Source organism: Rhizobium sp. WSM1274, assembly GCF_025200775.1.
Taxonomy (GTDB): Bacteria; Pseudomonadota; Alphaproteobacteria; order Rhizobiales; family Rhizobiaceae; genus Rhizobium; species Rhizobium leguminosarum_I.
The window spans coordinates 2,003,546-2,023,652 of the sequence record NZ_CP104138.1; the positions used below are offsets into that span (position 1 = coordinate 2,003,546).

Annotated in this window: 18 protein-coding genes; 12 read left to right on the plus strand and 6 right to left on the minus strand. The window is 59.5% G+C overall.

Annotation, left to right across the window (positions count from 1 at the left end; all coding sequences use genetic code 11):
- Positions 1-3: 3 nt before the first annotated feature.
- The 5 genes from N2600_RS10190 to N2600_RS10210 form a co-directional block, all read right to left on the minus strand.
- Positions 4-1,230: a MalY/PatB family protein gene (locus tag N2600_RS10190; protein ID WP_017964249.1), complete on the minus strand. Its 1,227-nt coding sequence runs from the start codon at positions 1,228-1,230 to the stop codon at positions 4-6.
- Positions 1,231-1,372: 142 nt separating this feature from the next.
- The gene (locus tag N2600_RS10195; protein WP_026154142.1) at positions 1,373-2,512 is read right to left on the minus strand and encodes an amino acid ABC transporter permease; all 1,140 of its coding nucleotides are present in this window, start codon (positions 2,510-2,512) and stop codon (positions 1,373-1,375) included.
- A gap of 1 nt (position 2,513) precedes the next feature.
- Positions 2,514-3,701 carry an amino acid ABC transporter permease gene (locus N2600_RS10200; RefSeq protein ID WP_017964251.1) on the minus strand — a complete coding sequence of 396 codons (1,188 nt, stop codon included), beginning with the start codon at positions 3,699-3,701 and terminating at the stop codon, positions 2,514-2,516.
- A gap of 50 nt (positions 3,702-3,751) precedes the next feature.
- Entirely contained in the window at positions 3,752-4,765 is a 1,014-nt protein-coding gene (locus tag N2600_RS10205; RefSeq protein WP_260298895.1) for an amino acid ABC transporter substrate-binding protein, read from the minus strand.
- A 165-nt stretch (positions 4,766-4,930) separates the two neighbouring features.
- Positions 4,931-5,833, minus strand: a complete 903-nt coding sequence (locus N2600_RS10210) for a LysR family transcriptional regulator (RefSeq protein ID WP_260298689.1) — start codon at positions 5,831-5,833, stop codon at positions 4,931-4,933.
- 301 nt (positions 5,834-6,134) lie between these two features.
- Here N2600_RS10210 and N2600_RS10215 point away from each other — a divergent pair, with 301 nt between their 5' ends.
- Complete coding sequence (locus N2600_RS10215) at positions 6,135-6,749, plus strand: GntR family transcriptional regulator (RefSeq protein ID WP_260298690.1); 615 nt, start codon at positions 6,135-6,137, stop codon at positions 6,747-6,749.
- 50 nt (positions 6,750-6,799) lie between these two features.
- On the opposite strand, the gene N2600_RS10220 is transcribed toward N2600_RS10215, so the two are convergent.
- Positions 6,800-7,612 carry a ferredoxin--NADP reductase gene (locus N2600_RS10220; RefSeq protein ID WP_017964255.1) on the minus strand — a complete coding sequence of 271 codons (813 nt, stop codon included), beginning with the start codon at positions 7,610-7,612 and terminating at the stop codon, positions 6,800-6,802.
- Between the two features lie 356 nt (positions 7,613-7,968).
- On the opposite strand from N2600_RS10220, the gene pcsA reads away from it, so the two are divergent.
- The 11 genes from pcsA to N2600_RS10275 all read left to right on the plus strand — a co-directional run bounded on the left by pcsA (position 7,969) and on the right by N2600_RS10275 (position 20,042).
- A complete protein-coding gene (gene pcsA, locus N2600_RS10225) occupies positions 7,969-8,697 on the plus strand; it encodes a phosphatidylcholine synthase (RefSeq protein ID WP_222383931.1) in 729 nt (242 codons plus the stop codon).
- 10 nt (positions 8,698-8,707) lie between these two features.
- Positions 8,708-9,688 carry a quinone oxidoreductase family protein gene (locus N2600_RS10230; RefSeq protein ID WP_222383932.1) on the plus strand — a complete coding sequence of 327 codons (981 nt, stop codon included), beginning with the start codon at positions 8,708-8,710 and terminating at the stop codon, positions 9,686-9,688.
- Positions 9,689-9,727: 39 nt separating this feature from the next.
- A complete protein-coding gene (locus N2600_RS10235) occupies positions 9,728-11,296 on the plus strand; it encodes an ABC transporter ATP-binding protein (protein WP_260110815.1) in 1,569 nt (522 codons plus the stop codon).
- Positions 11,286-12,371 (plus strand): ABC transporter permease, encoded by a 1,086-nt coding sequence (locus tag N2600_RS10240; RefSeq protein ID WP_260110816.1) that lies wholly within the window; start codon positions 11,286-11,288, stop codon positions 12,369-12,371. Before N2600_RS10235 ends, N2600_RS10240 begins: the two co-directional genes overlap by 11 nt.
- Positions 12,368-13,288 carry an ABC transporter permease gene (locus tag N2600_RS10245; RefSeq protein ID WP_017964260.1) on the plus strand — a complete coding sequence of 307 codons (921 nt, stop codon included), beginning with the start codon at positions 12,368-12,370 and terminating at the stop codon, positions 13,286-13,288. The genes N2600_RS10240 and N2600_RS10245 overlap by 4 nt, the downstream gene beginning before the upstream one ends.
- 52 nt (positions 13,289-13,340) lie before the next feature.
- Positions 13,341-14,417 (plus strand): BMP family ABC transporter substrate-binding protein, encoded by a 1,077-nt coding sequence (locus N2600_RS10250; RefSeq protein ID WP_170262549.1) that lies wholly within the window; start codon positions 13,341-13,343, stop codon positions 14,415-14,417.
- 143 nt (positions 14,418-14,560) lie between these two features.
- Entirely contained in the window at positions 14,561-15,523 is a 963-nt protein-coding gene (gene ytfQ, locus N2600_RS10255) for a galactofuranose ABC transporter, galactofuranose-binding protein YtfQ (RefSeq protein WP_017964262.1), read from the plus strand.
- A 218-nt stretch (positions 15,524-15,741) separates the two neighbouring features.
- A complete protein-coding gene (gene ytfR / locus N2600_RS10260) occupies positions 15,742-17,265 on the plus strand; it encodes a galactofuranose ABC transporter, ATP-binding protein YtfR (RefSeq protein WP_222279571.1) in 1,524 nt (507 codons plus the stop codon).
- On the plus strand, positions 17,262-18,266 hold the full coding sequence (locus N2600_RS10265) for an ABC transporter permease (protein WP_222279568.1): 1,005 nt from the start codon (positions 17,262-17,264) through the stop codon (positions 18,264-18,266). The genes ytfR and N2600_RS10265 overlap by 4 nt, the downstream gene beginning before the upstream one ends.
- 5 nt (positions 18,267-18,271) lie before the next feature.
- Entirely contained in the window at positions 18,272-19,240 is a 969-nt protein-coding gene (yjfF, locus tag N2600_RS10270) for a galactofuranose ABC transporter, permease protein YjfF (protein ID WP_222279566.1), read from the plus strand.
- Between the two features lie 16 nt (positions 19,241-19,256).
- Positions 19,257-20,042: a FadR/GntR family transcriptional regulator gene (locus N2600_RS10275; protein ID WP_170258081.1), complete on the plus strand. Its 786-nt coding sequence runs from the start codon at positions 19,257-19,259 to the stop codon at positions 20,040-20,042.
- The last annotated feature ends 65 nt before the right edge of the window (positions 20,043-20,107 follow it).

Here is a 20,107-nt window from a genome sequence, read left to right on the forward strand (position 1 = left end):
GCGCTATAGCGCTGCGAGGGCGCGTGCCATGCGCCCGAGCGCTTCCTTGAGGACTGAGCGCGGACAACCGACGTTTAGGCGGATGAATCCTTCTCCACCCGGCCCATAGACGCGCCCATCGTAGAGGTTGACCCCGGCCCGTTCGACGAAGAATCGATGGATTCCTTCCACCTTTTCGTCCAACTCTCGCGCGTCGAGCCAGACCAGATATGACGCGTCGGGTCGCATCGGTGTGATACCCGGAAGATTGTTGCCCGCTACGCCCGAGACGAGATCGACGTTCTCGCGAACATAAGGTGTAAGGCTGTCGAGCCATTGATCGCCCGAGCTATATGCGACTTCAAGAGCCAGCCGTCCGAAATAATGAGCGTTCAGCATGAACGATGCTTGCATGACCTGGAACAGCTCCTCGCGACGTTTCCGGTCAGCGACGGAAACTGTAGCCGCAGGTACACCGGCCAAATTAAATGTCTTGGTCGGTGCTGTGCAGATGAAGGATTTTGCCGCCGCGGCGTCACCGAGAGAGGAGAATACGATATGAGGACGATCGCTTAGTCGAATGTCGCAGTGAATGTCGTCGGAGATGACCAGGATGCCGTAGTGCTCACATATGGCGTCAAGGCTCTTCAGCTCCTCACGTGTCCAGGCCTTTCCGGCAGGGTTGTGCGGATTGCACAATAAAAACGCGCGGGCGCCGTTCGCAGCTTGCCGTTCGAAATCCTCCAGATCGAGCTCGTAGGCACCGTTCGCAAGTCTCAGGCGGTTGATCAGGAGCTTCCTGCCATTCTCGCGGACGACTTGGAAATATGGAGAATAGACTGGTGCCTGGACGATGACGCCGTCACCGGCTTGGGTAAAGGTCCGCAAGATAGCTGCGACGGAGGGCATGATTGCCGGAGCAGGAAGCAGCGTCTCGACATCCACATCCCAGCCGTGGCGGCGCTTGAACCAGGACTTTATGATTTCGTAATGGTGCGGATCGCGCTTGGTATAGCCATAGATGCCGTGATCAACGGCCTCGCGCAGGCGTGCAATCACCGGTTCCGGCGCACGAAAATCCATGTCGGCCGTCCAGAGCGATATCAATCCGTCGCCCTGGACGCGGGGAGAGAATTCGTCCCACTGATTGGCCCATTTCGCCGAACCGAATTGGCTGCGGTCATGAACAACGTCAAAATTCGTCTCCTCGGCGCCCAGTTTCCTGGTCGCCGGTGCATGGGACTGTGTCATCGTTTGAGTCCTAGTATTTGTGTGCGCAAGCCGCGCATTGAAAGAGCGGGACAATCACCTCAGGATTTGTCGCAGGAACTGCCCGGCGGCGGCTGTGATGTCGCCAGCGCGTTTACTTCGGATTGTTCAACATCCGCACTTCCTATGATTTGTGAGCGCGCGCGAGATGACTTTCCACGGACATGGAATAGCGAGACATCCCGAAACAGAAGATCCAGTAGATAACCGCCGCAAAAAGATAACCGGTTGACGAGATAGTCGGTCCCGCCCAGTTCGGATCGATACGGGCGGTTTCGACTGCTCGCAGAAAGTCTGCTATGCCGACGATCGCGACGAGCGTCGTGTCCTTGAAAAGTCCAATGAACGTCGAAACAATGCCGGGAATGACGATCGCGAGCGCTTGAGGCAGGATGACGAGCCTCATGCTCGTGAAGTACCCGACGCCCAGGGCCTGAGCCCCTTCATATTGGCCGTTGGGGATAGCCTGCAGCCCGGCACGAATTACTTCCGCCATGTAAGCCGCCGAGAAGAGGGCAGTGCCAATCATTGGGCGCAAGAGTCTATCGGGCGTTAGTGCCTCAGGCACAAACAGAGGCATCATGAAGTTCGCCATGAAGAGCACGGTGATAAAGGGTACGCCTCGGACAATCTCGATATAGAAGACACAGACGGCCTTGACGATTGGAAGCTCAGAACGTCTGCCGAGTGCGAGGATGATCCCAAGCGGCAGCGAAAACACGATCCCTACAACGGACATCAAGAGCGTGATCATCATTCCGCCCCATAGCGTTGTGTCTATGACCGGCAGACCAATCGTTTCCACACCACGAAGCAGCGCAAACGCCACAATGGGATAAATTCCGAAGAACAGCAGTGCTGCGATGTTGCGACATGGGGCGCTCCGCCATAGGAGCCACCCGACCAAGGCAGCACCAATCAGCTGCGTTACGTCGACCCGCCAGCGCTCGGTTGCCGGATATGCGCCGTACCGTAGATAGTTCAGTTTAGCGGCGACAAACGACCAGCATGCGCCGTCTGGATTGGCACGGCAGGTTTCGCTGTCACCGCTCCACACGGCATTTATCAAGGCAAAGCTCAGGAATTGCCAAACGAGCCAAACCGCCAGCCCGGTGAAACACACGGTTAAAAGGCATGAGAAGGGACTGGAGAACAGGTTCTTCTGCGCCCAAGTCATAGGGCCGGGCTGGATTCCGGGCGGCGGAGCGACAGCAGGAATGTATTCATATCGATATGCAGCCGGCACATGAAGAGTTTCATTCATCTTATCGCTCCACGAGCGCAAAACGTTGGTTGAAGCCGTTCATGGCGGCCGATGTGCTCAAGGAGATGACGAGATAGACCCCGAGCGTTATGGCCATCACCTGCACCGCCGCCCCCGTTTGGTTGAGTACGGAGCCGGCAAAGACCTGAACGAGATCGGGATAACCAATGAAGACGGCAAGCGACGAGTTTTTGATCAAGTTCAGATATTGACTGGTCAAAGGCGGGATGATGATCCGCAAAGCCTGCGGGATGACAATCAGTCGCAATGTTTTGCCCTGTGGGAGACCGAGCGCGTGGGCCGCTTCTGTCTGTCCTTTGGAAACAGCTTGAATGCCACCGCGAACGATTTCCGCGATAAATGACGCCGTGTAGACAGAAAGGCCGATGAGCAGGGCCGCGAACTCAGGGTAGATCTGCTGGCCCCCACGGAAGTTGAAACCCCTCAGCTCCGGATAGGTGAAGGTCCAGGGGCTGCCCACGGCTACACAAGCAAGCAGTGGCGGCCCGACGAGAGCGAGTATCGTGACAAGGAGGACCGGAAGCTGCTTGCCTGTTCGCTTCTGGAACGTCAGCGCGTAGGCTCCGAACGCAATCGCGACAGCCACCCCGGCGACGATTGCCACACCTACCCAGCCGGCGCCCGCCTGAAGCTCAACCGTGGGCATTATGATCCCGCGATTGTTGAGGTAGATTCCCCCGGGAAGGGAGATCGATGCCTTTGGCGCAGGCAGCGGCTTCAAGACTGCGTTGTACCAGAACAGAAGCTGAAGCAGCAGCGGGATATTTCGAATGACTTCGACATAGGAGGTCGCGACCTTGGCTGCTATCCAGTTTTTGGAAAGGCGTGAAATGCCGATCAGGAAACCAATGATTGTGGCAAGTACGATTCCCACTACGCTGACCAGGAGTGTGTTTGCCACGCCAACCCAAAATGCCTGTCCATAGGTGGACAGGGTGTCGTAGGGGATCAGCGTCTGATTGATCTGGAAGCCTGCAGTCTGTTTCCAGAAGTCGAAGCTAAGAGGAATGCCGCGCCGTTTCATGTTCGAAACAGTTTGGGTTGTAACCGCCGCGAGCACCACAGCCAAGCTTACAGCCAAAGCAGCTTGATAGACGATCCCGCGAAGCTTTTTGTCATAGATAGAGAAGGTGCTACGCACATGCATAGGCAGAGAAATGTCAACCATTGGTTCCTCCCAACTAGGAAGAGGCCGCCGATTCTCCTGGCGGCCTCGTATCAACGGATGGGAGGTGCGTATTGAAGGCCGCCGGCATTCCAGAGCGCATTCACACCACGTTCTATCTTCAAGGGAGATTCCTTGACGATCGAACGCTCGAAAACGTCGGAATAATTGCCAACCTGCTTGATGATGTCCTGAGACCAGGTCTCTCTGAGCCCGACGTCTTTGCCGAAGCTTCCTTCGACGCCCAAGAGGCGGCGAATATTCGGATCGGCGGAATTTTTCATCTCGTCGACGTTTTTCGAGGTGATGCCGAACTCTTCTGCGGCGAGCATGACATTGAGAGTCCACTTGGCGATGTTCAGCCACTGGTCGTCACCTTGGCGGACGGCGGGCCCCAGCGGCTCCTTCGAAATGATTTCCGGGAGCACGACGTTCTCGTCGGGCTTCGTCATACGGATACGCGCAGCGTTCAGGCTCGAAGTGTCTGCGGAGAAAACGTCACAACGTCCTTCCTCATAAGCCTTGATGACAGCCTCTTCATCAGCAAAACCGACGGCACTATAGGTCATGCCGTTGATGCGGAAATAGTCGGCCAGATTCAATTCGGCGGTAGTCCCCTGCGAGACGCAAATTGATGCGCCGTCCAGACCCTTGGCGGACTGAATATTCTCCGACTTGCGAACCATGAAGCCCTGGCCATCATAAAAATAAGTGCCAGCGAAGATGATGCCGAGGGAAGTGTCTCGCGAGGACGTCCACGTCGCATTATGAGCCAGGATGTCGATCTCGCCGGATTGGAGCGCGGTAAACCGGTCCTTGGCGTTGAGCGGGATAAACTTGACCTTCGTTGCATCGCCGAGAACGCCAGCGGCCACGGCGCGGCAGTAGTCGACGACGAAGCCTGTCCACTTCCCATCGTTGTCAGGAATGCTGAAACCCGCCGTTGCCGGATTCGTTCCGCATGTGAGGAAGCCCTTTGCTTTGACATCGTCCAAGGTTCCCGCCCAAACGGGATATGCAGAAGCGGCAATTGCCGCGCCGAGAATACCGGCGATTAAATTTCGCATTGAAGGATCCCCTTTTTTGAATTCTGCCAAAGAGGGTGACTGGCTGAAGGCCAATCTGTCAAATTGATTGTCGACATCCAATTTATGAATGAAATTCATACAATATCAGAGCACTGTAACCCGGATGAAATGCGTCAAGACTGACCGCCTAGTTGGCATTCCTCGTCACGCGATTACGTTGGTTGCCAATATGGCTTCATTTTTGCTGATTTGAGCCGCGTGATACAGTTCAGTTATAAGGCGACGCAACCAAAGGATTCCCTGATCGGCAGCCATCTGCCGGTGAACCACGAGACTTGCGCTGACGGAAGGAATGGGTATGGGCGGCGAGAGAAGTGTAATCTCGTTTGCTTCGTCGAGAATCTGAAAAATGCCGTCGCCACAATGCGTGATCAGGTCCGTCCCCCTGAGCGCCAACGGCATCACTAAGTAGTTTGAAATGGTTGCGACGACCTTTCGCCTAAGCCCACGCTCTTTAAGTGCACCATCTGCCAAACCCTCAGATAGACCATCGGCGGAAATTTGAAGGTGAGATGCCGAAAGATACTGCTCCAAACCTAATGGAGACCTGGCGATCTGGCTACCACTCCAAACAGCGCACAGGATTCTGTCCTGTCCGAGCTCGGTTTTAGTCAGGTTGGGGTCGTCCTTCAGACTCGCGCCCGTCAAAGTGCAGTCGACTTGGCGGAAGTAGTCTGCGCTTTCAGCTTCAGCCCGGTTGGCGGGTATGACATTCAGGGTCGCATATGGCGCCTGTCTGGAGAATTCTCGAATAAGGCCTGGGATGAAGATCATCGCATGATAGTCAGTGAGCCCCACGCGAAACTTTCGTTCTGTCGTTGCAGGGTCGAAGACATTATACCGCCCAATCAAACTGCGAATTTTTCCGAGAGAGTCAGATAGGTCCCCGATAAGCTCCAATGCGCGAGGCGTGGGCCTCATCAATCCGCCGTCGCGTGTGAACAGCTCGTCCTTAAATATGATGCGCAACTTCGAGAGCGAGTGACTGACCGCGGATTGGGTCCGGCCCAATTGATCGGCAGCGCGCGTAACGCTCCTCTCCCGCATCAGCACATCCAAGACGCAGGAGATTAAGGTCAACGTTGTCGGGAGACATTGCGAGCTCCATGAAACCGGTTCATGAGGAGCATCGAAGCATTTCGCCAGGCGCATGACAACCGTAAGGTGACAAGGGGTCAAATTCTGTTCGAGATTCAATGGCGCGGACCGCCGATCCGCGCTGCCACGAAGAACTCCCCTTCCTCGGAGCACTCAATCTTGAGACCCTCCATTCATTTATCAGTACGGCTTGCCGTGCGGTTTCCAGCATGCCAGGATTTGATATATCAGTGGGGGAGCGGTTGTTTGCATGCAGACGTCACAGAGCCATCTTGCCTATCTGGCGCTGGAGCATCTGATCGTGACGCTGGCGTTGAAGCCCGGCGCGCTGGTCACTGAGAAGCAGCTGATCGATATGGCGGGCCATGGGCGTACGCCGGTGCGCGAGGCGATCCAAAAGCTCGCTTGGCAGGGGCTGATCCTGGTCAAGCCGCGCGTCGGCCTGCAGGTGGCCGAGATCGCGCCTGAGGATCATCGCAGTGTCATGCAGGTGCGCCGCGAGTTGGAGCCGATCGCGGCAAGACTCGTCGCCGAACATGCGAGCGACGAGCAGCGCGCGCGCCTCCTCGACTGCGCCCGCGCGATGGAGGAATGCGCTGTCAGCGCCGATCTCGCCGGCTTCTTTGCCGCCGACAAGGCCTTCGACGAAGTCCTCGAAGATGCCTGCCCGAACGGCTTCATCACGGCAGCGCTCGGCCCGGTGCAGACGCATTCGCGTCGCCTCTGGTACTCCAAGGCAAACCCGGAGCGCATGGATCGTGCCATCGCGCTGCATGTCGCCGTCATTCGCGCCATCCATCAGGGCAGGCCGGATGAGGCGCGCGCTACCACGGCGCTGCTGATCGATTATCTCAGCCACGCGTAGAAACGGCTCCGTTTCCGGAGCCGTTGACAGATCAGATTGTTAGAAATGCTTTAGCCGACGAAAGCGCGCTCGATGACGAATTCGGCGGGCTTGCTGTTGGCGCCTTCATTGAGGCCGGCCTTCTCGAGCAGTTCCTTGGTGTCCTTCAGCATGGCCGAGGAGCCGCAGATCATGCCGCGGTCGATCGCCGGGTCGAGCGGCGGCACGCCGAGATCGGTGAACAGCTTGCCGGAAGAGATCAGATCGGTGATGCGGCCGCGATATTCGAAATCCTCGCGCGTGACGGTCGCATAGTGGCGCAGCTTGTCGCCGACGACTTCCTTCAGCAACTCGTCATTCTGGATCTCATGCACGAGGTCGAAGCCGTATTTCAGTTCGGCGACATCACGCGTCGTATGGGTGAGGATCACTTCCTCGAACTTCTCATAGGTCTCGGGATCGCGGATCAGGCTGGCGAAAGGCGCAATGCCCGTTCCCGTCGAGAACATGTAGAGACGACGGCCGGGCGTCAGCGCATCGAGCACCAGCGTGCCCGTCGGCTTCTTGCGCATCAGCACCTGGTCGCCCGGCTTGATCGCCTGCAGATGGGAGGTGAGCGGACCGTCCGGCACCTTGATCGAGAAGAATTCAAGCTCTTCGGCCCAGGCGGGGCTGGCGATCGAATAGGCGCGGAACACCGGCTTGCCCTCGACCATCAGGCCGATCATCGCGAATTCGCCGGAACGGAAACGGAAGCCCTGCGGCCGGGTCATCGTGAAGCGGAAGAGCCGGTCGGTATAGTGCGTGACATCGAGCACCGTCTCGGCATAGACGCCGGCGGGGATGGACGAGGCGAAGTCTTCGGTCTTTGCAGGCGCGTTCATTTCGGTAGCGGATCCCGTTTCGTCGGATGAACTTTCGAATGCGAGCGAGATATTACAAATCCGGCCGGAATTAAAGGCATTCCATTCCACGCGACGCTTCTAAAGGGAAATATGCATGTCATGGTCAGGATTCAATGGCCGACCGGAGGCGGGCGGAGAATGTCGTATTTCCCGCTGGCGAAGCCCGGCAAAGGATGCATATTAGAGCAGCACGCCGGAAACGGATGCCGGTTTTCGGCAAAAATGATGCGACAACAAACACCTACGACGTCGAACCCGATTCAGCAACAGGGTCCGGCGATGGTGGTGAAAAAAAGATGCTTGCCGGGGCGAGCGCGATAGGGCGGTCGGGGAATATGAAGATTTTCAACTACAAGCGTGTTCCTTATGCGGAGATGCGCGCCTTTTCCGTCCATATTCTGACGGCCTCCGGCTCCTTCCTTGCCTTTCTCGGCGTCGTTGCCGCCGCCGAGCACCGCTTCATCGACATGTTCTGGTGGCTGGGTCTCGCCCTTCTCGTCGACGGCATAGATGGGCCGATCGCCCGCAAGGTGCGTGTCAAGGAAGTGCTGCCGAACTGGTCGGGCGATACGCTCGACAATATCATCGATTACGTCACCTATGTGCTTCTGCCGGCCTTCGCGCTCTATCAGAGCGGCATGATCGGCGAGCCCTGGTCCTTCGTCGCCGCCGGCATGATCGTCGTCTCCAGCGCCATCTACTATGCCGATATTGGCATGAAGACGGATGAGTATTTCTTCTCCGGTTTCCCCGTCGTCTGGAACATGATCGTCTTCACGCTGTTCGTCATCGATGCCAGCGCCACGACGGCGCTCACTGTTGTCATCGTCTCGGTGGTGCTGACCTTCCTGCCGATCAATTTCCTTCACCCAGTCCGGGTCAAAAGGCTGCGCCCGCTCAATCTTGGCGTCTTTTTCCTGTGGTCTGCGCTCGGCATTTTTTCGCTGCTGATGCATTTCGACACGCCCGAATGGGCGCTCATTCTCTTTATCGTGACCGGAGCCTATCTTTACGTCATCGGCGCGGTGCTGCAATTCTTCCCCGCCCTTGGACGCGAAGCATAGGACAGGCAAGATGACCAAAACGCAGGCTGTTTCATTTTCGAAGACGGGCGGGCCGGAGGTTTTCGACTATGTCGAGATCGACCTTCCCCCGCCGTCGGCGGGCGAAGTGCAGATCAGACAGGCGGCGGTCGGGCTTAATTTCATCGACGTCTATTTCCGCAACGGCACCTACAAGACCCCGCATCTGCCCTTCGTCACCGGCAAGGAGGGCGCCGGCACCGTGACGTCGGTCGGCCCCGGCGTCGAGGATTTCAAGGTTGGCGACCGTGTCGCCTATGCCGGCGCCGACGGTGCCTATAGCGCTGAACGCAATATCGAGGCGCGTCATCTGGTGCATGTGCCGGACGGCATAGAACTTAAAACGGCGGCGGCGATGATGCTGAAGGGCATGACCACCGAATATCTCTTGAACCGCACCTTCAAGGTCGGCCCTGAGACGGTGCTGCTGTTCCATGCGGCTGCCGGCGGGGTCGGCTTGATCGCCGGCCAGTGGGCAAAGGCGCTCGGCGCCACCGTCATCGGCACGGCAGGCTCTGAAGACAAGATCGAGCTGGCGCTCGCCCATGGCTACGACCATGTGATCAACTACAAGAGCGACAGCTTCGTCGACCGTGTTCGTGAGATCACCGGCGGCAAGGGCGTCGATGTCGTCTACGATTCGATCGGCCGGGATACTTTTCCACAGTCGCTCGATTGTCTGAAGCCGCGCGGCCTTTTTGCCTCCTTCGGCCAATCCTCCGGCCCGATCGAGAATTTCACCTTGGCGATGTTGGCGCAGAGGGGTTCGCTCTTTGCGACGCGGCCGACACTCTTCACCTACATCGCCGCGCGCAGGGAGCTGATCGACAGTGCGAAAGCGCTATTTGATATTGTGCAAAGCAACAAAGTGCGTATCAATATCAATCAAACCTATCCGCTGCGTGACGTTGGGCAGGCTCACGCGGATCTGGAAACAAGAAAAACAACAGGAACGACGCTGCTGATTCCATGAGATCCGAACGGACCGGTTGGCAGAAGAAATGAGGGGAACGTGTCGCCATTGAATGTGCCGGATTCCGGTGCGTTATTATCGGTTCAGAAGCTGACGAAGTTCTTCGGTGGCTTTGCTGCCTGCAATGAAATCGATCTCGATATCGCGCCGGGCGAAATTCATGCGCTTCTCGGCGAAAATGGTGCGGGCAAATCCACCCTGGTGAAGATGCTGTTCGGCGTTCTCGAGCCGACGGACGGGCATATCCTCTGGCAGGGCCAGCCGGTGGCGATCACATCGCCTGGGGAAGCCCGCAAGCTCGGCATCGGCATGGTCTTCCAGCATTTCTCGCTGTTTGAGGCGCTGACGGTTGCCGAAAACATCGCCCTGTCGCTCGATGACGCCATCCCGATCGACAAAATCGCCGAGGAGGCGAGAGCGCTGTCGGTCGCCTACGGCCTGCCTCTCGATCCGCATGCCCATGTCGCCGATCTCTCGGTCGGCGAGCGCCAGCGTATCGAGATCGTCCGTGCGCTGCTGCAGAACCCGAAGCTCATCATCCTCGACGAGCCGACCTCGGTGCTGACGCCGCAGGAGGCCGACAAGCTGTTCGAGACGCTGTTCAAGCTGCGCGCCGAGGGGCGTTCGGTTCTTTATATCAGCCACCGCTTGGAAGAAGTGCAGCGTATCTGCGATCGCGCCACCGTGCTGCGCCATGGCCGCGTGACCGGCGCCTGCGATCCGAAGCGGGAAACGCCGGCTTCGCTCGCTCGCATGATGGTCGGCAGCGAGGTGGCGACCGTCACGCATCCGGAGCGCAGCGACAAAGGCGAGGTGCAGCTTGCCGTCGCCAACCTTTCCGTCGCGCCGCGCACCCCCTTCGCCATGCCCCTGCGTGATGTGTCGATGGCGGTGCGCTCCGGCGAGATCCTCGCCATATCAGGTGTCGCGGGCAACGGGCAGAGCGAGCTTTTCGACGCACTGTCAGGCGAATATCCCGTCGCCTCGGCCGAGGCGATCGTCATCCGCAAGAAGCACGTGGGCAATCAGGGTATTACCGCCCGCCGTCTTCTCGGCGCCGGCTTCGTGCCGGAGGAGCGCCATGGCCATGCCGCCGTCTCCGCCATGAAACTGTCGGACAATCTCGTCCTTGCCCGCAGCCAGTCGGACCGCAAGGCGTTTCTGGGCCTGCTCGGCATCATCCGCCACGCTGCGGTGAAATCCGCCGCAAGACGCATTTCCGAGGCGATGGATGTCCGCAAGAGCGGCGATGACCCGGCCGCCGGCTCCTTATCAGGCGGCAACCTGCAGAAGTTCATCGTCGGCCGCGAGCTCGACCGCCAGCCGGCGGTGCTCGTCGTCAACCAGCCGACCTGGGGCGTCGATGCCGGGGCGGCAAGCCGCATCCGCCAGGCGCTCGTCGATCTCGCAAGAGCTGGTTCGGCCGTCGTCGTCATCAGCCAGGATCTCGACGAGATCTTCGAGGTGGCGACCGATATTGCCGTCATCTGCGAAGGCCGCCTTTCCCGCCCGTTCCCGGCGGGCGAACTGACACGGGAAAGGATCGGCCTGCTGATGGGCGGCCTGCACGAGAGCGGCTCTGCTCCGGAGGCGCCCCATGCGCATTGAACTCGAAAAACGTCCCGACGTCTCGAAACTCTTCGCCTTCGTCTCGCCGCTCTTGGCCCTTGTCCTGACGCTGGTGTTCGGCGCCATCATGTTCGCCATGCTCGGCAAGGACCCGATCGCCGCACTCGACGCCTTCTTCGTCGAGCCGCTGCTCGAGGTCTGGTCGCTGCACGAACTGGCGATCAAGGCCGCGCCCCTGATCCTGATCGCCGTCGGCCTGGCCGTCTGTTATCGCTCGAACAACTGGAATATCGGCGCCGAAGGCCAGTTCACCATCGGTGCCATCACCGGCTCCTATCTGCCGATTGTCTTCTACGACTGGCATTCGCCGCTCGTGCTGCCGCTGATGCTGATATTGGGCGCGCTTGGCGGTGCGCTTTTTGCCGCCATTCCGGCGCTGCTGAAGGCGCATTTCAACACCAACGAGATCCTGACGTCCCTGATGCTTGTCTATATCGCCCAGCTCTTCCTCGACTGGCTGATCCGCGGCGCCTGGCGCGATCCGAAGGGCTTCAACTTTCCGGTTTCCCATGATTTCGCACCGGAGGCCGTGCTGCCGGCGATATGGGAAGAGTCCGGCCGCGCCCATTGGGCCTTCATCTTCGCCATTGTCGCCGCATTCGGCGTCTGGTTCATGCTGCGCTATACGCTGAAAGGCTTCGAGATCGTCGTGCTCGGCCAATCGGAGCGGGCAGGGCGCTTTGCCGGCTTCTCGTCGAAGAAGATGATCTGGTTCAGCTTTCTCTTCTCGGGCGCTCTTGCCGGCCTTGCCGGGATAGCCGAGGTCTCGGGCTCGATTGGCCATTTGCAGCCGGCGATCTCGCCGGGCTACGGCTTCACCGCCATCATCGTCGCCTTCCTCGGCCGCCTCAATCCGCTCGGCATCATCGCATCAGGCCTGGTGCTGGCGCTGACCTATCTCGGCGGCGAAGCGGCCCAGCTTTCGCTCGGCGTTTCCGACAAGGTCACCCGCGTCTTCCAGGGCCTGCTGCTCTTCTTCGTGCTCTCCTGCGATACGCTGATCTATTACAAAATCCGCATTGTCTGGTCGCGGCTAAGGGGCAGGGTGGCATGAGCATCTTCGAAGCGATTCTGCTGACTGTCATCACCGCCTCGACGCCGCTCGTCATCGCCGCACTCGGTGAACTCGTGGCCGAGCGTTCCGGCGTTCTCAATCTCGGTGTCGAGGGCATGATGATCATGGGCGCTGTTGCCGCCTTTGCCGGCGCGCAGATCTCGGGCTCGCCCTATGTCGGCATCGTCTGCGGCATTGCGGCAGGCGCGCTTTTCTCTCTTCTGTTTGCCTTCCTGACGCTGACCCTGGTGGCGAACCAGGTGGCGACCGGTCTGGCGCTCACCCTTCTCGGCCTCGGCGCCTCAGGCATGCTTGGCGAAGCCTATGTCGGCATGCCCGGCATCCGGCTGGGAGAGATCGTCATTCCGGTCCTGTCGGATCTTCCGGTCGTTGGCCATGTTCTCTTCAGGCAGGACCTGATCTTCTACCTGTCGATCGCGCTCGTGGTCGGCGTCAGCTGGTTTCTGTTTCGCAGCCGGACCGGGCTGAAGCTCAGGGCGATCGGCGATAATCACGGTTCGGCTCACGCGCTCGGCATTCATGTCATCCGCACGCGATATCTGGCGGTGATGTTCGGCGGTGCCTGCGCCGGTCTTGCCGGCGCGCAGCTTTCGCTCGTCTACACCCCGCAATGGGCCGAGAACATGTCGGCCGGCCGCGGCTGGATCACGCTGGCCCTGGTGGTCTTCGCCTCCTGGCGGCCGTGGCGGGTCTTTGCCGGCGGTTATCTCTTCGGCGCAGTCACCATCCTGCAGCTTCACGCGCAGGCCTTCGGTCTCGGCATTCCCTCGCAGTTTCTTTCGATGCTGCCCTACGCCGCGACTATTGTGGTTCTCATCATCATTTCCCATAATCGCCGCACGACGTTGATCAATACGCCCGCGTCGCTCGGAAAAGCCTTCGTTCCGGAGCGATAAAGCAACAACAAAAACGGGTTTCCGCAATAACTTCAAACCAACAGGGGTTCCCATGAAGAAGTTAGCATTCACACTTGCCGCCTCGGCTGCCGCCGTGATCGGCATCTCATCCGCCGCTCACGCCGCGGACAAGACGAAGGTCTGCTTCGTCTATGTCGGTTCGCATACCGACGGCGGTTATTCGCAGGCCCACGATCTCGGCCGCCAGCAGGTCCAGGCCGAGTTCGGCGACAAGATCGATACGCCTTATCTCGAAAACGTGCCGGAAGGCCCGGATGCCGAGCGCGCCATCGAGCGCCTTGCCCGTTCCGGCTGCAAGCTGATCTTCACGACGTCCTTCGGCTTTATGGATGCGACGGTGAAGGTCGCCGCCAAGTTCCCGAAGGTCAAGTTCGAACATGGCACCGGTTACAAGACCGGCCCTAACCTCGCGACCTATAATTCGCGCTTCTATGAAGGCCGCTACATCCTCGGCCAGATCGCCGCGAAAACCTCGAAGAATCACGGGGCAGCCTATATCGCCTCCTTCCCGATTCCCGAAGTCGTCATGGGCATCAACTCCTTCGAGCAGGGCGCCAAGTCGGTCGATCCGAGCTTCAAGCTGAAGGTCATCTGGGTCAACACCTGGTTCGACCCCGGCAAGGAAGCCGACGCCGCCAAAGCAATGGTCGACCAGGGCGTCGACGTCTTGACGCAGCACACCGACACGACCGCGCCGATGCAGGTTGCCGAAGAACGCGGCATCCACGCCTTCGGCCAGGCGTCCGACATGATCGCAGCAGGCCCGAAGGCTCAGCTGACGGCAATCGTTGACACTTGGGGGGCCTACTACTCCAAGCGCGTTCATGCTCTTCTGGATGGCACCTGGAAGTCCGAGCAGAGCTGGGACGGCCTGAAGGACGGCATCCTGAAGATGGCGCCCTATACCAACATGCCCGATGACGTGAAGAAGATGGCCGAGGAAACCGAAGCCAAGATCAAATCAGGCGAACTGCATCCCTTCACCGGACCGATCAACAAGCAGGACGGAACGCCCTGGCTGAAGGCCGGCGAGAAGGCCGATGACGGCACCCTGCTCGGCATGAACTTCTACGTTGAAGGTGTCGACGATAAGCTGCCGGGTAAATAATCCCGCAGCTATCTCGCAAATGCGAAGAGCGCCTTCCTTGGCGCTCTTTTTTGCTGCAATGCATCCCAAGATTCCGATTTACAAAAGTAATACTATATGATTTTTTGACCCTGCGCCGCGAGATGCGGCATTGGGAGGAAATCATGAAATTGAAGACTGCACTTTTGAGTGCCACGATTCTGGCTGCCTGCATGTTCGGTTCGGCTTCGGCCGCCGGCCTCACCGTCGGCTTCTCGCAGATCGGCTCGGAATCGGGCTGGCGTGCGGCTGAAACGACCGTGACCAAGGAGCAGGCCAAGAAGCGCGGCATCGATCTGAAGTTTGCCGATGCGCAGCAGAAGCAGGAAAACCAGATCAAGGCTTTGCGCTCCTTCATTGCTCAGGGCGTCGATGCCATTCTCATTGCTCCGGTCGTCGAAACCGGCTGGGACGACGTTCTCAAGGAAGCCAAGGAAGCCAAGATTCCGGTCATCCTTCTCGACCGTACCATCAAGGCTCCCGACGATCTCTACCTGACGGCTGTTACGTCGGATCTGGTCCATGAAGGCAAGGTCGCAGGCGACTTCCTGGTCAAGACCGTCGGCGACAAGAAGTGCAATGTCGTTGAACTTCAGGGCACCACCGGTTCATCGCCGGCCATCGCCCGCAAGAAGGGCTTCGAAGAGGCCCTTGCCGGCCACGATAACCTCAAGATCGTTCGCAGCCAGACCGGTGACTTCACCCGCACCAAGGGCAAGGAAGTCATGGAAAGCTTCCTGAAGGCCGAGAATGGCGGCAAGGATATCTGCGCTCTCTACGCCCATAACGACGACATGGCCGTCGGCGCCATCCAGGCGATCAAGGAAGCCGGCCTGAAGCCCGGCAAGGATATCCTCGTCGTCTCGATCGACGCCGTGCCCGATATCTTCAAAGCCATGTCCGAAGGCGAGTCCAATGCCACGGTCGAGCTGACGCCGAATATGGCAGGTCCGGCCTTCGATGCGCTCGAAGCCTATCTGAAGGACAAGAAGGCTCCGGCGAAGTGGATCCAGACCGAGTCGAAGCTCTACACGCCTGCCGACGACCCGATGAAGGTCTACGAAGAGAAGAAGGGCCAGGGCTACTGATCTGATTTGACACTGCATAATTCCTGAGGTCTGAATCGATTTCAGGATAGATCATGCAGCAATTCAAAGCGCTACAGCGTCGGTGTCTGAAAAGACGAGGGGCGCTGTAGAACCGCACCGGCCCGTCATGGACCGGTGCGGAACTGCCTCGCCGCCTTGGGACATCATGTCCGGCCGCGGCGCGGCTTTTGCCGTCAATATCAGGAAAACTGACCCTTATGACTCACGATTTCGAGAACGTTCTCGCGGCCTCCGGAATATCGAAATTCTTTCCCGGCGCGGTGGCGCTGGATAAGGTCGATTTCACGCTCCGCAGAGGCGAGGTGCACGCATTGCTGGGCGAGAACGGCGCCGGCAAGTCGACGCTGATCAAGTGCATCACCGGCGCCTATCATCGTGACGAGGGCAGCCTGGCGCTCGACGGCCAGGAAATCAATCCGGCCAATACGCTCGCCGCCCAGAAGCTCGGCATCGGCACCGTCTACCAGGAGGTCAACCTGCTGGCCAATTTAAGCGTCGCCGAAAATCTCTTTCTCGGACGCCAGCCAAGACGGTTCGGCATGACCGACATGCGCGCGATGAACCGCCAGGCGCGCGATCTGCTCACCGGTTACGGCATCGATATCGACGTTACCGCCGAACTTGGCCGTTTTTCCGTCGCCGTCCAGCAGGTGGTTGCCATCGCCCGCGCCGTCGATCTCTCAGGCAAGGTGCTGATCCTCGACGAGCCCACGGCAAGTCTCGACAACCAGGAGGTCGCGCTGCTCTTCCGCATCATCGAAGACCTGAAGAAGCGCGGCCTGGGCATCGTCTTCATCACCCATTTTCTTGAGCAGGTCTATGCGATCAGCGACCGCATTACCGTGCTGCGCAACGGCAAGCTCGTCGGCACCCGTGATGCCGTCGATCTGCCGCGCCAGGGCCTGATCGCCATGATGCTCGGCCGCGAACTGGCGCATGTCGAAGAGACTGTCAGGGAACGCAGCCTTGCGGCAGGCGAGGTTCGATATCGTTTTTCAGGCTACGGCAAACGCGGCAAGGTCAAGCCTTTCGACCTTGAGGTGCGCGCCGGAGAGGTGGTCGGCGTCGCCGGGCTGCTCGGCTCCGGCCGTACCGAAACCGCCGAACTGCTCTTCGGCGTTGAACACGCCGACAGCGGCAGCGCCACGATCAACGGCCGGCCGGTGACGCTCTCCAGCCCGCGCGCCGCGATCGGAAAGGGTTTCGGCTTCTGCCCCGAGGACCGCAAGACCGATGGCATCATCGGCGACCTGTCGATCAGGGAGAACATCGCCCTTGCCCTGCAGGCGCGCCGCGGCTGGACCCGGCCGCTCTCGCGCGCCGAGCAGAATGCCCTTGCCGACCGCTACATCAAGGCGCTCGATATCCGCACCACGGACCGCGAAAAGCCGATCCGGCTGCTCTCCGGCGGCAACCAGCAGAAGGCGATCCTCGCCCGCTGGCTGGCGACCAATCCCAAGTTTCTGATCCTCGACGAGCCGACCCGTGGCATCGATGTCGGCGCCCATGCCGAGATCATCCGGCTCATCGAACAGCTCTGCGCCGAAGGCATGTCATTGATCGTAATTTCATCGGAACTTGAAGAGCTTGTCGCCTATAGCTCACGTATCATCGTGCTTCGCGACCGGCAGCATATCGCCGAATTGACGGGCGAACGTATCACCGCCGCCGGCATCGTCGATGCCATCGCTGCCGCCGAGCACAAGACGGAGGAAGCATGAAGTCCTCCCGGAATGCGCTGGCCTATCGCCTGGCGCCGCAATTGATCGCGCTCGTTGTCATTCTATTGTTGAATTTCATAACGTCGCCGCAGTTTTTTAATGTCGTGGTTCAAAACGGGCGCCTCTATGGCAGCCTCATCGACGTGCTGAATCGCGGCGCGCCGGTGGCGCTGCTGGCGATCGGCATGACGCTGGTCATTGCCACCAAGGGCATCGACCTGTCCGTCGGGGCGGTCGTGGCTATCTGCGGCGCCGTCGCTGCATCGTCGATTGTTTCAGGAAATTCAGTGGCCTACACTATTTTCCTGACATTGGCGATCGGTATCGCCTGCGGCGTCTGGAACGGTTTCCTGGTGGCCGTGCTCAATATCCAGCCGATTATCGCCACGCTGGTGCTGATGGTCGCCGGTCGCGGCATCGCCCAGCTGATCACCGAGGGCGCTATCCTGACCTTCAACGATGATGGGCTGACCTTCTTCGGCAGCGGTTCCATGGCCCTGCTGCCGATGCCTGTCGTCATCTGGTTTCTCGTCGGCCTGCTCGTCATCCTGCTCGTCCGCCGCACCGCACTCGGCATGCTGATCGAGGCCGTCGGCATCAATCGCCGCGCCAGCACGCTGTCTGGAATTCAAACGCCGGTGCTGCTGATGGCCGTCTATATGCTGAGCGGGCTGTGTGCCGCGATCGCGGGCATCATCGTCGCCGCCGACATCAAGGGCGCCGATGCCAACAATGCCGGTCTCTGGCTGGAACTCGACGCGATCCTCGCCGTCGTCGTCGGCGGCAATTCGCTGCTCGGCGGCCGCTTCAGCATTCTCGGATCGCTGATCGGCGCAATGATCATCCAGGCTGTGAATACCGGCATCCTGTCTTCCGGCTTCCCGCCTGAATTCAACCTGATCATCAAGGCGGTCATCATTATCGTCATCCTCGTCATCCAGTCGCCGGCGGTGCAATCGCTCGCCATCTTCGCCAGCCGCCGGCAGAGCGGAAGGGAGTAGCCGAAATGAACTCCAAATACCTGCCGCTGCTGGCGACCGTCGTCATCTTCGTGCTCGCCTATGTCGGCTGCGCGCTGCAATATCCGAACATTCTGTCGACGCGCGTCATCGGCAATCTGTTGACCGACAATGCCTTTCTCGGCATCGCCGCCGTCGGCATGACCTTCGTCATCATCTCCGGCGGTATCGATCTGTCGATCGGATCGGTCATTGCCTTCACCGGCGTCTTCCTCGCGGTCATCCTGCAGAAGACCTCGATCCATCCGCTGCTTGCCTTTACGATTGTGCTCGTCATCACCACCGCCTTCGGCGCGGTCATGGGCGCAATCATCCACTATCTCGAAATGCCGGCCTTCATCGTCACACTCGCCGGCATGTTCCTGGCGCGCGGCATGGCCTTCGTGCTCTCGATCGACAGCATCCCGATCGATCACGAATATTATTCGACGTTGACGAGCCTCTATTGGCGTCTGCCCGGCGGCGGGCGGCTGACGCTGATCGGCGGTATCATGCTTCTGGTTTTTGCGGTCGGCATCTTCATCGCCCAGCGCACCCGCTTCGGCACCAACGTCTATGCACTCGGCGGCGGCGCGCAGACGGCGCGGCTGATGGGTGTGCCGGTCGGCCGCACGACAATCCAGATCTATGCGCTGTCGGGATTTCTTGCAGGCCTATCCGGGATCGTTTTTTCGCTGTACACCTCTGCTGGATATTCTCTTGCAGCAGTCGGCGTCGAACTCGATGCTATCGCGGCGGTGGTTATTGGGGGGACGCTGCTGACCGGAGGAGCGGGATTCGTGGCGGGAACTTTGATCGGTATCCTGATCCAGGGGCTCATTCAGACCTACATCACCTTTGACGGCACGCTGTCGAGCTGGTGGACCAAGATCCTGATTGGCCTTCTGCTGTTTGCATTCATCCTGATGCAGAAAGCCATCCTGTTCGTTTCCAGTCTGAACAAGAGGTACGCCTGAGGGGGAGACGGATCGCTTGCGCTACAAATTGGACGAGACACGCAAGACGGGGCGCAGAACCCGGACGAGCCACGCCCAGGTCGTCGACGAACTCGGCAAGGCGATCGTCGCCGGCACCTATCCCGTTGGCTCGATCCTGCCGGGCGATACGGAACTGGCGCAGCGTTTCAAAGTGTCCCGCACCGTCTTGCGTGAGACGATGAAGACGCTTGCCGCCAAGGGCATGGTCGTCGCCAAGGCGCGGGTCGGCACGCGTGTGACCGAGAAGAACCTCTGGAACATGTTCGACAGCGAGATCATCGCCTGGCACTTCGACAACGGCGTGACGGAAGAGTTTCTGCTGCAGCTCTACGATATTCGTCTCGCATTCGAACCCTTCGCCGCCGGGCTCGTCGCCGAGCGGGCGAATGCCGAGGATATCGAGATGCTGCGCGGGCTGGCGCTCGAGATGGCGGCGGCTGGTCATACGGCCGACAGCCTGGCACTCGCCGACCTTCGTTTTCACCTGGCGATCGCCGAAGCCTCGCATAATCCCTTCATGCGGACACTGGGCAGCCTCATTGAAGCAGCCCTCGTCGGCATGTTCCGGATGAGCACGCCGCCAACCGAAAACGGCTTCGCCAATATCGCCGACACCCATATGCGCATCGTCGATGCGATCGTGTCCGGCGATAGCAGTGCTGCGCGCCGCGCGATGGAGGACGTCATCCTGGACGGCCGCCATCATGTGCATGAAGCCTTCGCGGCCCGCGGCTCCGAGCCCGTCACAGGGTCGATTTCGAGCGCAATTTCACCTTTGTGAAGGCTGTTCTTGTCTGCAGCGCCGCGCATCTTTTCGAGAGGCGCAAAGGACGCTGCAGCGCTTCG

Bases quoted from the DNA above. Each gene is read 5' to 3' on its own strand.
- N2600_RS10190 (WP_017964249.1), bottom strand. From the start codon at position 1,230: ATGACACAGTCCCATGCACCGGCGACCAGGAAACTGGGCGCCGAGGAG.
- N2600_RS10195 (WP_026154142.1), bottom strand. From the start codon at position 2,512: ATGAATGAAACTCTTCATGTGCCGGCTGCATATCGATATGAATACATT.
- N2600_RS10200 (WP_017964251.1), bottom strand. From the start codon at position 3,701: ATGGTTGACATTTCTCTGCCTATGCATGTGCGTAGCACCTTCTCTATC.
- N2600_RS10205 (WP_260298895.1), bottom strand. From the start codon at position 4,765: ATGCGAAATTTAATCGCCGGTATTCTCGGCGCGGCAATTGCCGCTTCT.
- N2600_RS10210 (WP_260298689.1), bottom strand. From the start codon at position 5,833: ATGCGGGAGAGGAGCGTTACGCGCGCTGCCGATCAATTGGGCCGGACC.
- N2600_RS10215 (WP_260298690.1), top strand. From the start codon at position 6,135: ATGCAGACGTCACAGAGCCATCTTGCCTATCTGGCGCTGGAGCATCTG.
- N2600_RS10220 (WP_017964255.1), bottom strand. From the start codon at position 7,612: ATGAACGCGCCTGCAAAGACCGAAGACTTCGCCTCGTCCATCCCCGCC.
- pcsA (WP_222383931.1), top strand. From the start codon at position 7,969: ATGAAGATTTTCAACTACAAGCGTGTTCCTTATGCGGAGATGCGCGCC.
- N2600_RS10230 (WP_222383932.1), top strand. From the start codon at position 8,708: ATGACCAAAACGCAGGCTGTTTCATTTTCGAAGACGGGCGGGCCGGAG.
- N2600_RS10240 (WP_260110816.1), top strand. From the start codon at position 11,286: ATGCGCATTGAACTCGAAAAACGTCCCGACGTCTCGAAACTCTTCGCC.
- N2600_RS10245 (WP_017964260.1), top strand. From the start codon at position 12,368: ATGAGCATCTTCGAAGCGATTCTGCTGACTGTCATCACCGCCTCGACG.
- N2600_RS10250 (WP_170262549.1), top strand. From the start codon at position 13,341: ATGAAGAAGTTAGCATTCACACTTGCCGCCTCGGCTGCCGCCGTGATC.
- ytfQ (WP_017964262.1), top strand. From the start codon at position 14,561: ATGAAATTGAAGACTGCACTTTTGAGTGCCACGATTCTGGCTGCCTGC.
- ytfR (WP_222279571.1), top strand. From the start codon at position 15,742: ATGACTCACGATTTCGAGAACGTTCTCGCGGCCTCCGGAATATCGAAA.
- N2600_RS10265 (WP_222279568.1), top strand. From the start codon at position 17,262: ATGAAGTCCTCCCGGAATGCGCTGGCCTATCGCCTGGCGCCGCAATTG.
- yjfF (WP_222279566.1), top strand. From the start codon at position 18,272: ATGAACTCCAAATACCTGCCGCTGCTGGCGACCGTCGTCATCTTCGTG.